At 65.0% G+C, this 14,206-nt stretch carries 12 protein-coding genes; 6 read left to right on the plus strand and 6 right to left on the minus strand.

Annotation, left to right across the window (positions count from 1 at the left end; genetic code table 11):
• The 4 genes from FXB41_RS12765 to FXB41_RS12780 form a co-directional block, all read right to left on the minus strand.
• Positions 1-421 (minus strand): response regulator (locus FXB41_RS12765; protein ID WP_219681970.1); only part of this gene is annotated, 421 nt, incomplete at its 3' end.
• Positions 422-760: 339 nt separating this feature from the next.
• Entirely contained in the window at positions 761-1,144 is a 384-nt protein-coding gene (locus FXB41_RS12770) for a cupin domain-containing protein (RefSeq protein WP_219681971.1), read from the minus strand.
• Between the two features lie 11 nt (positions 1,145-1,155).
• Positions 1,156-1,860 carry an SDR family oxidoreductase gene (locus FXB41_RS12775; RefSeq protein ID WP_219681972.1) on the minus strand — a complete coding sequence of 235 codons (705 nt, stop codon included), beginning with the start codon at positions 1,858-1,860 and terminating at the stop codon, positions 1,156-1,158.
• A 45-nt stretch (positions 1,861-1,905) separates the two neighbouring features.
• Positions 1,906-3,705: a thiamine pyrophosphate-binding protein gene (locus tag FXB41_RS12780; protein ID WP_219681973.1), complete on the minus strand. Its 1,800-nt coding sequence runs from the start codon at positions 3,703-3,705 to the stop codon at positions 1,906-1,908.
• Positions 3,706-3,928: 223 nt separating this feature from the next.
• Between FXB41_RS12780 and FXB41_RS12785 the strand changes: the two genes are divergently transcribed.
• From FXB41_RS12785 to FXB41_RS12800, 4 genes are all read left to right on the plus strand, one after another.
• Positions 3,929-4,840 (plus strand): IclR family transcriptional regulator, encoded by a 912-nt coding sequence (locus tag FXB41_RS12785; RefSeq protein ID WP_246648784.1) that lies wholly within the window; start codon positions 3,929-3,931, stop codon positions 4,838-4,840.
• Between the two features lie 141 nt (positions 4,841-4,981).
• Positions 4,982-6,226: an ABC transporter substrate-binding protein gene (locus FXB41_RS12790; protein ID WP_219681975.1), complete on the plus strand. Its 1,245-nt coding sequence runs from the start codon at positions 4,982-4,984 to the stop codon at positions 6,224-6,226.
• Between the two features lie 27 nt (positions 6,227-6,253).
• Positions 6,254-7,129, plus strand: a complete 876-nt coding sequence (locus FXB41_RS12795; protein ID WP_219681976.1) for a branched-chain amino acid ABC transporter permease — start codon at positions 6,254-6,256, stop codon at positions 7,127-7,129.
• Positions 7,126-9,666, plus strand: a complete 2,541-nt coding sequence (locus tag FXB41_RS12800; protein ID WP_219681977.1) for a branched-chain amino acid ABC transporter ATP-binding protein/permease — start codon at positions 7,126-7,128, stop codon at positions 9,664-9,666. The genes FXB41_RS12795 and FXB41_RS12800 overlap by 4 nt, the downstream gene beginning before the upstream one ends.
• A 215-nt stretch (positions 9,667-9,881) precedes the next feature.
• Here FXB41_RS12800 and FXB41_RS12805 read toward each other — a convergent pair whose 3' ends face one another.
• The gene (locus FXB41_RS12805) at positions 9,882-11,090 is read right to left on the minus strand and encodes a DUF5666 domain-containing protein (RefSeq protein ID WP_219681978.1); all 1,209 of its coding nucleotides are present in this window, start codon (positions 11,088-11,090) and stop codon (positions 9,882-9,884) included.
• Positions 11,087-11,989 (minus strand): DUF6502 family protein, encoded by a 903-nt coding sequence (locus FXB41_RS12810; protein WP_219681979.1) that lies wholly within the window; start codon positions 11,987-11,989, stop codon positions 11,087-11,089. Before FXB41_RS12810 ends, FXB41_RS12805 begins: the two co-directional genes overlap by 4 nt.
• Before the next feature lie 124 nt (positions 11,990-12,113).
• Here FXB41_RS12810 and FXB41_RS12815 point away from each other — a divergent pair, with 124 nt between their 5' ends.
• Both FXB41_RS12815 and FXB41_RS12820 read left to right on the plus strand, forming a co-directional pair.
• The gene (locus FXB41_RS12815) at positions 12,114-12,275 is read left to right on the plus strand and encodes a hypothetical protein (RefSeq protein WP_219681980.1); all 162 of its coding nucleotides are present in this window, start codon (positions 12,114-12,116) and stop codon (positions 12,273-12,275) included.
• A gap of 6 nt (positions 12,276-12,281) precedes the next feature.
• Entirely contained in the window at positions 12,282-14,204 is a 1,923-nt protein-coding gene (locus tag FXB41_RS12820; protein WP_219681981.1) for a glycosyltransferase, read from the plus strand.
• Positions 14,205-14,206: the final 2 nt, after the last annotated feature.

Below are 14,206 nucleotides of genomic sequence, written 5' to 3' on the forward strand. Positions count from 1 at the left end.
CGAAGGCGAGCGTGCTCGCGCCTTCGATCGAGCTTGCCGCCTGCGCGGCCGCCTGGCGGCGCAGCACCGCGTTGATGCGGGCGAGCAGCTCGCGCGGGTTGAACGGTTTCGGCAGATAGTCGTCCGCGCCCATCTCCAGACCGACGATGCGGTCGACGTCCTCGCCGCGTGCGGTCAGCATGATGATCGGCGTCTGTCCTTCCGCGCGCAGCTTGCGGCACAGGCTGAGGCCGTCCTCGCCGGGCAGCATGACGTCGAGGATGATGAGGTCGACGCGATGAACGGCCATCGCGCGCGACATCTCGCGGCCGTCACTCACGGCGGTGACGTTGCAGGCGTTGTTGCGCAAATATTTCGCAATCAAAGTCCGGGTTTCGCGATCGTCCTCGACGACCAGGATGTTGGGCGATGGAAGAGTCATGAACTCTGTTTGCCTAAGATTCGGACCAAGTAGCGGAGATTTTTGTTTCGGATTGTTTCTTAGGTGTCGTTTCGAAAGGGTGCAATCCCAGGCATTGGAGCGGCAAGATTTCGTTTAGGCCGTTAACCGTGGCGGGACCGGCCCGACCTCATTTCAGCAGCGTCCGGCGGCAAGTATCAGTGGTCAGAGCAGCGGCTGCAACAGGAATTGCAAGTTGCAAGTCACCGTCAGCACGATTTTTTGAACTGAATGCGCACGCGAACAAGGGCCTTACTCGACGGCACAGAACCGCAATTGCGATCTCTCAATACAAGGGTTTCGTTCCAGGGATCGATATCCTCAAGTGGGCTCCTCTTCATCCGCTGCTGGCGAGGTGACAACGAGGAACACAAGGTCGAGCAAACCCGAATTCGAGATAGCGTGCTCGACGCCGGGCGGCAGGAAGATGACGTCGTGCTTGCGCACCACGTGGGTTTTGCCAGCGATCTCCATCAACCCCTCGCCGTCGAGCACGTGATAGACCTGCTCCTGCACCTTGTGATGATGACGCGCCACATAGGCCATCGGCTGGTACATCGAGATCCGGTAGTCGATGTGGCGTGATCCCGCGGTCTCCGGCATCACCAGCGGCTTCGACAGCGCGCCGCCGAAGTGATTGGGAAATTCGCGCCAGGGTACTTCTGCGATGTTGCGGATGAAGGCGCCGCCGGTTTCCTTGATCATCGTCGTGCTCCCTAATTCACCAGCGCGCCGCCGTCGACATAGACGATCGACCCGGTAGCAAAGCCGTTAGCCATGAAGCTTGCGATCTGCCGGGCGATATCCTCGGCCATGCCGACGCGGCCGACCGGTAGCGCGGCTGCGGTCTTGGCCAGCATCTCCTTCCGCACAGCCTCCGGCATCGCGGCTCTGATCGGCGTGTCGATCACGCCGGGAGACACTGCGTTCACGCGCACCGGCGCAAGCTCGAGTGCGAGTGCGCGGGCGAGCGATTCCAGCGCGCCGTTCGCGGCACTGATGATCGCCGAATTCGGCCGCGGCCGGACGCTGAGAAAACCGGTGACCAGAGTCAGCGAGCCGCCGGGGCGGATCTCGGCCTCCCGCGCGACGCGCCAGGCGCCCCAGAATTTTCCTTCCATGGTGGCGCGCACATCCTCCATCGGAACCGTCTTGAACGGCCCGGTGCGAAGCTGGGCGGCGGTGAGCACGACGTGATCGACGGAGCCAGCGCGGCGAAACAGATCAGCGACGCTCTGGTCGCTGGTGACGTCGGCGGAAATGGCCGTCACTTTTAGCCGCTCGGCGACGGGGTCGAGTTTTGCGGGGCTACGTGAGGCGATGATCACTTCGGCTCCGTCCGCCTTGGCGAGCTCCGCCGTCGCAAGGCCAATGCCTGAGGAGCCGCCGATCACGACGACCTTTTTGCCTGCGAGCGTCATTCCGATCTCCCGATATCTCGTTGATTGTAGATTTGCCGGCCGCGGTCAGGCCGGCTGGAAGCGCGTGCCGATGCCGGCCTTGCTCTGGCCAAGTCCCGGCAACTCCCAGACGCCGGCGCCGGACGGATTGACATCGGCAGCGATGTCGACGTCGATCAGATACGGCCTATTGGCGGCGATGCCCTTGCGGATCGCCTCGCCGAGATCGCCGGCGCGATCGACGCGCACGCCCTCGACGCCGCAGGAGCGTGCCAGGGCCGCGAAATCCGGATTGTAGCGCTCGCCGGTGTCCGGATGCTTGAAATCGGTGGCAAGCTCGCGCCCCCCGAGATAGCCGCGCTGCAGCCCGCGGATCGAGGCATAGGCGTAATTGTTCCAGACCACCCAGACTACGGGGAGATTGTACTCGACCGCCGTGCCCAGCACGTTGGCATGCATGAAAAAGGCACCGTCGCCGCACACCGAGACGCACGGCCGGTCGGGTGCCGCAAACTTCGCACCCATCACGCCGGCGACACCAAAGCCCATCGGGCCAAAGCCCATCGAGCCGATCAGTGAATCCGGCCGCTTCGGTTTGCAGAAGCCGAGCAGCCAGTTGTGGTGCACGCCGATGTCGGAGACGAGGATCGCATCCTCCGGCAGCGCCTTGTCGATCTCGGCGGCCGCGCGCTGCGGATTGATCGGCATGGTGTCGTCGGAGAAGCCGGGCGCGACGAATTTGTCCCACTCCTTGCGATAGCCGTCGATCTGCGCCAGCCATTTCTTGCGCGCGTCGGACTTCCTAACGAGGTTATCGCGACGATCGAGCTCGGCATGCACCTGCCTCAGGAAGGTGCGAACGTCGGCCATCAGCCCGAGCGCCACCGGATAGTTGCGGCCGATCTCCTCGGGATCGATGTCGACGTGGATCAGCCGTGTCGGCGGAATCGTGAAGGAATAACCCGGGATCCAGGAGCTCGAGGTGCGATCATCGAAACGGACGCCGAGCGCGAGCAACACGTCGGCCTGCCGCGTGGCGTGATTGGCCTGGTAGTGGCCGGCGCGCGCGACCAAGCCGAGCGCGAGCGGATGATTGACATCGAGTGCACCGAGGCCGCTGGCGGACGCCGCTACCGGAATTTGAAGCCGTTCGGCCAGTCTGCGCAGTTCGTCCGCCGCGCCGCCATAGCGCACACCCTGCCCGACCAGCATCACCGGCCGTTCCGCCGAAAGCAGCATGTCCACGGCCTTCTCGACGCCTTCCGGATCTGCGCCGCAGCGGCTGGAGATATTGGCGCTCCACTCGATCGCCTTCGGTGCCTCCTCGGCGGCCGCCTCCATGAAGACGTCGAAGGGCACGTCGATCACCACCGGCCCCGGCCGCCCGGTGATCATGGTCTTCCAGGCCTGCCGCACCGCGAGCGGCACCATCTCGCCGCGCGTCGGCTGAAACACCTTCTTGCACATGGTGCGGACTGTGGAAGGAAAGTCCGCCTGATAGTGCCGGTACATCTCCTGAAAGGCGCCGCGATTGAACTGGCTGGTCGGCACGTTGCCGGTGATCGCCATGAACGGCACGGAATCGAGGTAGGCATTTGCAAGCGAGATGGGCAAATTGGCCGAACCCGGCCCGCAGGAGGTGAAGGTCGCTGTCGGCCTGCCGGAGACGCGGTAATAGACATCGGCCATGAAGCCGGCGACGCTCTCGTGATGCACGGAGATCGTCTTGATCTCGGAAGAGCGCTCATACAGCGCGTCGATGAACTGGATGTTGCCGTGGCCGCACAGCCCGAACACCTGCGGCACCTTCTCCTGGATCAGATAGTCGACAATGACCTGGGCGCCATTGAGCATGTTTTTCGACATCAACACGTCTCCTGCCGGCCCACGGCTTCTTGTGGACCGATGCAGTGGACTGGACGGTCGCCGTTGGGCTGCGGGCACCCTATTTCTCATAATGCTGTACGTCAATTTATATTGTGATAGACTGCCGACCGAAGGAAACGCGGTCTGAACTCCGACGGTGACGTGGTTGCGTGCTACTGTCGCAACATCCCGTCATGACGATTCACCAGAGGGGGCCTTGTCCTTGAGATCGCGTACCAAGCCCACGACCGCCGAGAAGCCAGCGAGCCCGCGCAAGGTTGCGATCGCCAAACTGGTCACCGGCCCCAAGACCGACGGCGACGACGAGGCCGACGACAAGCAGCGTAGCGGCGGCGTTCAGTCGCTCGGCCGTGCCTTCTCGATCCTCGAACAAGTGGCGCGGCATCGCGAAGGCATTGGGCTTGCCGAGCTGAGCAAGCTGGTCGGCCTGCACAACTCGACCACTTTTCATCTGGCGAAGACCCTGGTCTCGCTCGGCTACCTCCGCCAGGAAAAGGACAACAAGCGCTACCGCATCGGTCGGCCCCTGTTTGCGCTCGCGGCGTCCGCGCTCGACGAGATCGAGATGGTCAATGTCGCAACCCCCGTGCTGGAGGAGCTGTCGCGCCAGACCGGCGAAAGCAGCCATTTCGCCGTGCGAATGGGCGATGCCGTGATCGTCATCGCCCGCACCAGCGGCCCCGGCGCCTTTCAGCTCACCGACCGCGTCGGCGTAGTGCGCCCGGCTCACTGCACCGCGCTCGGCAAGATCATCCTGGCCGCGCTCCGTCCTGAGCAGCTCCGGCGGTTCCTCGATCGCGCGGAGCTGAAACCGTCGACGCCGAAGTCCATCACCGATGCCGGCGTGCTGATGCGCGAGATCTCGGAGGTGCAGCGCACCGGTGTCGCCTTCGATGACGGCGAGTTCAATCCGGAAGTGCGCTGTGTCGCCGTGCCCGTGACCGATTTCACCGGGCAGGTGATTGGCGCGCTCGGCATTTCCGGGCCGATCTGGCGGCTCTCCAACCAGGCGCTGCACGCCGGCGCGCAAATCGTGCAGGCCGCCGCCGACCAGCTGTCGGCCGAATTTGGCGCGAAGGACCGGGCGCACAAGGCGTTTGCGCAGAAAGCCTGAGACACGCCCAAGCGGCGATTTTGCCGGTTGACACCGGCAATGGCGTTCGGGATTATCCTCCAGCATTAGAAGAACGTCTCTCACAATATCGGATGTCCGATCTTGAAGGGGGCCCGCGATGCACCCGGGGAGGAGACAAACATGATCCGCTACCGCAGACGGACGTTGTTGCAGGCGGGCGCCGCCCTGGTGGGCGCATCCGCATTTGGGCTTCCCGCAATCGTGAGGGCACAGGCCGAGCGAGTCCGGATCGGGCACCTGACGCCGTTGACGGGCTTTCTCGGCGTGATCGGCAGCTACGCCCAGTTGGGCGTCAAGCTCGCGGCCGAGGAGATCAACGCGTCCGGCGGCATTCTCGGCAAGCCAATCGACCTGCTCTCGGAAGACTCGATCAATCCGGCGACCGCTGCGACCAAGGCGCAGCGCATGCTGGAGCAGGACGGTGCGGTGGTGCTGCTGGGCGAGATCTCCTCGGCCTCCTCGCTCACCATCATGCAGGTGGCCGAACGCAACAAGAAGGTGTTCTTCTCGACCGGCGCGCGCTCGGACGCGCTGCGCGGCAAGAACTGCAACAAATACTCCTTCCACTGCGACATCCCGAACACCGTGATGGTCAACGCGGTCGGCACCGCGCTGTCGCAAAAGGGCATGGTGAAGGGCAAGAAATTCTTCACGCTCACCGCCGACTACATTTTTGGCCACGACCTACTGAAGGCGGCGAAGACATTCTTCGGTGCGCATGAGGCCAATCTGATCGGGGACGAGCTGATCGCGACCGACGTCACCGACTTTAGCCCGTATCTGCTGAAAGTGCGGCAGGCAAAACCGGATGTGGTCTGCTGCAACCTTGCCGGCAACCAGGTAACAAATCTGGTCAAGCAATATGCCGAGTTCGGCTTTCCCTACCCGCTGGTCGGCTTCAACCTCAACACCGGCGATGCCTGGGCCGCGGGTGCGGGCAATCTCAGCGGCACCTGGCCGACGGTCTGGTATCATACGCTGAACAATCCGACCTCGCAGGCGTTCGTCGCGGCGTTCACCAAGAAGTACGGCAAGCCGCCGGAGAACCACGCCTGGATCGACTACATCACGCTGAAGCTGCTGGCCGAGGCGATCAACACAACCAAGTCGACCGACAGCGGCGAGCTGATCGCCTTTTTCGAAAAGCAGGCCCAGTTCGACATCGGCAAGACGCGAAAGGCCTATTTCCGCAGCTGGGATCACCAGCTGGTGCAGGAGGCCTATCCGTTCACCGTCAAAGCGAAGGACCAGATGAAGGACCAGTGGGACATGCTGGTGCTCGGCGAAGTGGTGCCGGCGGCGAACGATGGGCTGGAGACGATCTACCCGACCAGGGAACAGAATCCCTGCGAGATGAAGGCCTGACGCGCGCACACGCGGCAAGGACGCACCATGCAGTTCGAGTTCTTGCTGGAACAGGTGGTCAATGGCCTCGTGCTCGGAGGCTATTACCTGCTCATCGCGCTCGGCCTGTCGCTGATCTTCTCGGTCGGCGGCATCGTCAACCTCGCGCATGGCGCCTTCTATGCGCTCGGCGCCTATGTCTGCGTCGAGCTGACGAAGCGTTTCGGCTTCGGCGCCTCCGTGGTGATCTCGCCGTTCGCGGTGGCCCTGCTCGGCATCTTGTTCGAGCGCTTCATCCTGCGCCGTTTCTACAGCGCCGATCCGATCCTCAGTCTGCTGGTCACGTTCGGCCTTGCGATGGTGGCCGAGCAGGCGATCCGCATGATCTGGGGTGCAGCGCCGGTCTCGACCGAGATCCCCCAAACCTTTCGCGGCTCGATCATCGTCGGGGACTTCCTGTTCTCGCGCTATCGCCTGCTGATCCTGGTCGTGGTCGCCGCCGTGCTGCTCGGGATCTGGGGACTGCTGCACAAGACCTCGTTCGGACGCGTGGTCCGCGCCGGCATCCAGCGGCCGGACATGGTCGCCGCGCTCGGCATCCGCCTTCAGCCCTACATGACGGCGATCGTGGTGCTCGGCGTCGGCATGGCCGCGCTCGGTGGTGCCTTCTTCGCGCCGATCACCACCGTGCACCCGGCGATGGGCGCCGAAATCATGACCGTGGCCTTCGTCGTCGTCGTGATCGGGGGCCTCGGCAGTTTTTGGGGCGTCGTCATCTCGGCTCTGCTTGTCGGCGTGGTGCGCGGCATCGCCATTCACTTCGAACCGGCGGCCGGCGAGGCCTCGATCTACGTCCTGATGTTCCTGGTGCTGCTGGTGCGCCCGCGCGGCCTGCTCGGCGAGCGCATGGAGAAATTCGAATGAGGAACGCCTCCACCACCGAGAGGCTGAAGCCGCTGCTGATCGCGACGATCGCAGTCATCGCACTGCCCTTCCTGCTGAGGGCATTTGGACTGTCGCTCAACACCGGCACCTGGATCGTCGGGCTCGCGATCGCGACGATGGGGCTGAATCTCTGCATCGGCTATACTGGCCTCGTCTCGTTCGGCCACAGCGCCTGGTTCGGCATCGGCGCCTATGCCGCCGGCCTGATCCAGCTTCGATACTTTTCCGGCGAGATCTGGCTGCCGCTGCTGGGATCGATGATCGTCGTCGCGATCGCAGCGAGCGCAACGGGAATGCTGATCCTGCGCCGGCGCGGCGTCTACTTCTCACTGCTGACGCTGGCGCTCGCGGCACTGGTCTACACCACCGCCTTCCGCTGGACGAGCCTGACCGGCGGCGAGGACGGGCTTGGCGGCTTGAAGCGCGGCGGCATCGGCCCCGTCAGGTTCGACAGTGCGCTCAACTATTACGCCGTGGTCGCGGCGGTCGGACTCGCCGTGCTCTACGTCCTCATGCGCCTCGTGCGCTCGCCATTCGGTCACGTGCTGATGGCGATCCGCGAGAACCAGTTGCGCGCGAGCTTTCAGGGTTATCCGGTCGAGCGCTACAAGCTCGCCGTGTTCGTGATCTCCGCTGTCGTCACCGGCCTTGCCGGCGCTCTGATCGGGTTCCTCAACTATCTCGTCTCGGCCGAAGCCGTCTCGGTGCCGTTCGCGGGTGAGCTGCTGGCAATGGTGGTGATCGGCGGCATGCGCAGCCTGCTCGGCCCCGCGCTGGGCGCGCTGTTCTTCATCCTGTTCCGCGAACTGTTCTCGATCTGGACGTCGGACTGGCTGTTCTGGTTCGGCCTCGCCTTCGTGGCCTTCGTGATGTATTCGCCCGGCGGACTCGTCGGCATCGGTGCGCTGATTATGCGGCGTCTCAATCCGCCCGCTGAAGAGTCCGCCGCGATGAGCCGGCGCAAGATCTATGACGGCCTGCCGCTGCCCGATTTCCTGCGGCCGGAGGCCCTGAAGGGCACGGTGCTCGAGGTCAGCGGTGTGTCGCGAAAGTTCGGCGGCATTCGCGCGGTCGAGAATGCGAGCATCACGGTCGCCGCCGGCGAGATCCACGCGCTGATCGGCCCGAACGGGGCCGGCAAGACCACGCTGTTCAACCTGGTCTCCGGCCTCTACGCGCCCGACCGGGGCACGATCCGCCTTCAGGGCCGCGACATCGCCGGCGTGCCGGCGAACCTGATCTGCCATCAGGGGCTGGCGCGCTCGTTCCAGATCACCAACCTGTTTCGCGGGTTGACGATCTACGAGAATTTGCGTCTGTCGCTGCAGGCACGGCGGCCAATGCGCTTCAACATCTGGAACGACATCGACGCCTACGAGGACATCCACGCCGAGACCGCTGCGCTGACAAAATTCCTCGGGCTCGAGGGCATCGAGGAGATCGAGGGCGGCGAGCTCTCCTATGGCGGGCAGCGCCTGGTCGATCTCGGCATTGCGCTCGGCAGTAAGCCGCAGGTGCTGCTCCTCGACGAACCGCTCGCGGGTCTTGCCGCGACTGAGCGCGAACGCGTCTCCCGCCTCGTCAAGAACATCGCGGCGAACATTCCGGTGCTGATCGTCGAGCACGACATCGATCGCGTGCTCGGCTTCTCGCAGACGGTGACCGTGATGAACCAGGGCGAGGTACTGATGTCCGACTGCCCGAAGGCGGTTCGTGTCGATCTGCGAGTGCAGGAGATCTACACCGGCAAGGGCATCCCCGCCGTCGCGGATCGGCGCAGCATTGAGGCCGCTGGCGGGTCCCGGACGGTGCTCCGGCTCGATGGCGTCAACACCTTCTACGGCAAGAGCCACATCCTCACTGACGCTGCGCTCGACGTGCGCGAAGGCGAGATCGTCGCGCTGCTCGGCCGCAACGGCGCCGGCAAGTCGACACTGCTCAAGTCCATCGCAGGCCTCGCGCCGCCAGCCTCAGGGACCATCGACTATCGCGGCACCGACATCGCGCTCCTCCCGGCGCCCGACATCGCGCGCCGCGGCGTCGGCTATGTGCCGCAGGGGCGCGGCCTGTTCGCCGGCATGACCGTGCGCGAAAACCTTGCGCTCGGCCGCCTCGCCCGCAAGACCGATGGCAGCGACGGCGTGGTCTGGGATGAAGACCAGATTCTGCAATACTTCCCGCGCCTGAAGGAGCGTCTGAACGTCGCCGCCGACTATCTCTCCGGCGGCGAGCAGCAGATGGTCGCGGTCGCCCGCGCGATGTCGGGCAATGTCCGCCTTCTGCTGCTCGACGAGCCATTCGAAGGCCTTGCGCCGGCAGTGACGCTGGAGCTGTTCAAAGTGTTCGATCAGCTTCGCAAGCACATGTCGATCGTGATCGTGGAGCATAATCTCGATATCGTGCTCGCGCTCGCCGACCGCGTCTTCGTGCTAGAACGCGGCGCGGTGTTTCATACGGGACCGGCGATGCCGCTTTTGACGAACGTCAATTATCGCAAGCAGATCCTTTGGCTGTAGAGCAGGAGGTTGCGCCTAGGAAAGGCAAGCGCTTACGGCTCGAACACCAAGTCGCGGTCTACAAGTTGGGAATCGGACTGAGATGCAAATGACCGTCGGGCAAACATCGCAGCCAAAGTCTGGCGGATACGCGACCAGAGTGCTGCCGTGACGAGTGTTCCCTCTCACCGGCGGGTGAGCTGAACATCGCAGCTTCAATTCACATCATTCGGCGCTTAGCGCCGGCCGCCGCCCATCCCGCCTCCGGGACCTCCGAAGCCCCCTCCACCCATTCCACCGCCCGGCCCAATGGGACCGCCGCTGGGCGCGCCGAAGCCGCCGGGGCCCGAGGGACCGCCAGGCCCTTGCCCTGTCGGAGCTGAGCCAGGCGCTGGGCCGGGGCTCGATCCCGGCGCAGTCGTCCCCGGCACGACGGGCTGGCTGCCGCCAGGCGTTGTCGCGGGACGATTTGGATGCAGGATTGAGCCACCCGGCGAGCGTCCGGTATTGCCTGCGCCGCCCGGCCCTTGCGGTGGCGATCCCGGGCCTGGGCCGATCGCTCGAGCCGAATCGACTTGAAGACCACGCGCGCGATCGAACGCGCCGTTGACCACCATGCGGGCTTCGCCGGCCGCCGGGCCAAAGCGCGAGCCGTCACGGGCAATGAGCCCCGAGCCAAGCTGGAGGTTCGATCCCGACCGCTGCACATAAGCCTCGATCGACAGGCGGCTCGCGCCGGCAAGATCCGAGAAATCGTCGATCCGCGTGCGCAACGCCTGCATCGCGCCCTGGCGCGAGCTGCCCTCAATCTGGACGCGCTGGCCGACCAACTGCGGATCGACACCGTTCAGCTTCAGTCCGCCGATACGCAGGCCATCGGGCCCGCGCTCGACCAGCCCGGTGACACGCTCGGCCGTCCCGCGCCGCGGCTCGACCAGACTGGCGACGATCACGCCATCGGTCCGGCGCAGGCCGTAGACGGCTACCTGCGTGCCCGCGCGAAGCTTTTTCTCCTTGTCGCTTGCGACGATCTTCTGGCCGAGCACTGTCAGCTCGTTGCCCTTCACCGCTTCGATCGGACCGGCGACCTCGCTTGCGATCGTGATGTTGCGCGTCACGAGCGTGCCGTCGGCCTGTCGGGTCGCAACCACGCGCGCGAGCTGACCGATGCGCAGGGCCTTGAGGCCCGCGGCCTCGCCGTCGATCCTGACAGGCACGTCGTCCGCATAAGTGATGCGCTCGCCGTTGACGTAGATGCTGCCAAACCGCTGGATCAGGCCGACGATGCCGGTGCCGCCAATACCGTGGTCGTCACCGCGCTTGATTCCCGTGCCGCCAATGCCCTGATCGGTGCCGCGCTTGACCTGCGCGTGGGCGATCGCCGTTCCGGCGAGCCAGAATCCCGTCAGCAGCAGACGGCGGGAGAGGAGCGGCGGCCGGCTCATGACGAACCACCCTCCTTGCCACCTTCCTTGACGTTTTCCTTGGCGCCTCCCTTGGCCTGCCCCTCCTCATCGACAGCCTCGCTGTAGATGTAGATGCCGAAGTTCCAGCGGGCATTGCCGCCCTTGTCCTTTGCGAGCGCGCGGTTGGCCTCGCGGTTGGCGGTCTTCAGTGCGTCCATCGCGAGCTCGCGCGAGCGCGCCTCGAGCTTCAGTGCCAGCTTCGGCGAGATATTGTTGTAGTGCACCGCGCGTTCGAGGAAGCGCGGCGCGGCACCTGAGACATTTTGCTCGGCGGCGGCGATATGATCGTGCAGATTGCGGCCGAGATAGTGCCATTTGCTGTCGTCCTCGCCTGATGGGACGAAAGCGGCCTCGACCAGCTCGATCTCATCGGTGTCGTTGATGGTAACGAGCTTGCGGTCGATCCATTCGTCCAGCACCGCGCGCGGGCGCACGTCCTTGGTGACGGAGGCGACGAGCTGCTCGAACGACGGTGCATCGCCTTCCGCCGTGCGCGGCAGCGCCAGCGGCTCGCCCCTCGCATCGGTGAACTCCGGCGCGGCAAGCCAGCGCGCGATCACGGCGCTCGTCAGCGACACCGCGGCCGGCGTCTCGTGCACGGGCGCGCCTGCGCCGCGCAGCCGCGCCACCTCCTTGCGGTGAATGCCGGTGAGCAGGCTGACGCGGCTGTCGGTCTGCTCCTTCCCCTCCAGCGCGAAATCGTGCTCGGCGACGTTGACGAACAGCTCGCGAAGCAATTGCGCCAAGGCCGGAAAGGTCATGCCGCTGCGAACGCAGAGCCGCACCAACGGGCGCAGCAGCCGTGCCAGCGGCGCGTGTAGCTTCGCGGCGGCATTCGGCTGGGGTACCGCTGCTTTGGGCCCGGACTTGGCATTCATGTCCTGATTTTAACGGCGGCCCGCGTGGGACACAATCCCACTTTTTTGCTCCACCGGTTGACGTGGTAATTTTTCCCACGTATAAGAGACGGCACTGAGGACGCGACTTGAAGGGACATTGACCATGGCCAACCGCCTGGCCCGCATTTCCAGTTCACCGCTTGCCGCTCCGATCCCCGATCGCCGCCACGGCGAGGCCGAGCCGATGCTACCGGCGCTCGTCCGCGGCGTGGTCTTCATCGCCGTGCTCGCCGCGCCGTTCCTGGCCGCACTTCTCACGGGTTGATGCCACATGAATGCGACAAGCGACTCCGCGCACCGGCCCTCGGTGCTGCACATCTTCAAGATCTATTATCCCGACCTGTTCGGTGGCACGCTTACGGTGATCCGCGACATCTGCGCGAGCCTGAAAGAGACCTTCACCTCCGCCGCGCTGGTTTGCTCGCAAGCGGGCAAGCGATGCGACACGGTTGGTGAGGTCGAGGTGGAGCGGGTCCGCTCGTTCGGCAACGTGTTGTCGCTGCCGGCGGCCCCCTCTTATCCCTGGCGGCTATGGCGGAGGATTCCCAAACACGATCTGCTGGCGCTCCACGCCCCCTTCCCGCTCGCCGATCTCGTCTTCGCCTTCGGCTTTGGCCGCAGCCGGCCGCTGGTCGTGCACTGGCATGCCGACATCGTCACCCATGCGGGCCTGCGCCGGTTCATCGAGCCGTTGATGCGGCGGACCCTGCGCCGCGCCAAGGCGATCATCGTTTCCGATCGCGTGCTGGTCGACGAGACCCCGCTGCTGCGCGAATTCGGGGACAAATGCCACGTCGTGCCGTTCGGCATCAACACCATCGCCTACGACTATCCGAACATCGCACCAAATCACGTCAACGATCGCGGCCGCCTCGTGCTCGCCTGCGGCCGGCTGGTGCCTTACAAGGGCTTTGACGTCTTGATCCGCGCCGCCGCAGGCCGCCAGTTCGAGGTCTGGATCATCGGCGAAGGCTCCGAGCGGCCGAGGCTCGAGCAGCTGGTCCGCGATCTCGGTCTCGGTGATCGCGTCCGCCTAATCGGCTCGGTGAAGGATTGCGAGCGCATCAAGCTGATGTGCCTCGCCGACGTCTTCGTGATGCCCTCCGTGACCAATGCCGAGACCTTCGGCCTCGTCCAGCTCGAAGCCATGGCCGCCGGCCGTCCGGTCGTCAACACCGCGCTCGACACTGCGGTGCCGCGCGTCGCCCGCCACGGCATGGAAGCCATCACCGTCCCGCCGGGCGACGCCGAGAAGCTCGGCGAGGCCATCGACACTCTGGTGAACGACCCCGAACGACGTCGCCGCATGGGGCTTGCGGCCCGGATGCGGGCGCAGACCCGCTATTCCGCCGCAGCCTTCAAGAAAGGCATGGAGACCGTCTATCGCGACGCTCTCACCGCCTCCTGCAAGGAGCCGTCGACCGCCGCCGCGCCGCAGACGACCGGCTGGCTGGACAGCGTGCGGATCGCGGCGGCGCTAGCCTGGTCCGACATGCGCCACCGCTATGTGCGCTCGCTGCTCGGTCCGTTCTGGATGTCGCTCCAGATGGCGATCGTGGTCGCGGTGCTGGGCTCGGTGATCGGTCAGATGTCGAACACCGACATGCTGACGCGCCTGCCGATGCTGGCGGTGTCGATGACGGCCTGGACTTTCCTCAACGGCGTCGTGCTCGATGCGACCACGGCGCTCCAGAACTCCGCGAGCCTGATCCGCGATCGGGCGCTGCCGCCGGTGATCTTCCTGCTGCAATGCACCTTTCGCCAGGCGCTGTTCGCACTGCATAACGCCTGCGTGCCGCTGGTGTTGTGGCTCGCGCTGTCGCGGCACGACCTCTCCCACACGCTGGCGGCGCTGCCGGGCCTGCTACTGTTCGTCGCCTGCACCTTTGCCCTGAGCCTGGTCCTCGGCGCCACGGCGACGCGCTATCGTGACCTCAAGCCGATCATCGAATCCACCATGATGCTCGCCTTCCTCGCCTCGCCCGTGATCTGGTCATCGGACATCATCAATCACCGCTCGACGGTGATGCGGCTCAATCCGCTGACGCATCTGTTCGCGGTGTGGCGCGAGCCGCTTGCGGGCGCCTCCATCGATCCCGGCAGCATCGTCTACGTCCTGATCACGCTGGCGCTGCTTATCCTTGCGAGCGCGCTGACGCTGGTCCACCTGCGCAAAGCTGCCTTCTGGATTTGACG

It is taken from the genome of Bradyrhizobium canariense (assembly GCF_019402665.1).
GTDB classification, from domain to species: Bacteria; Pseudomonadota; Alphaproteobacteria; order Rhizobiales; family Xanthobacteraceae; genus Bradyrhizobium; species Bradyrhizobium canariense.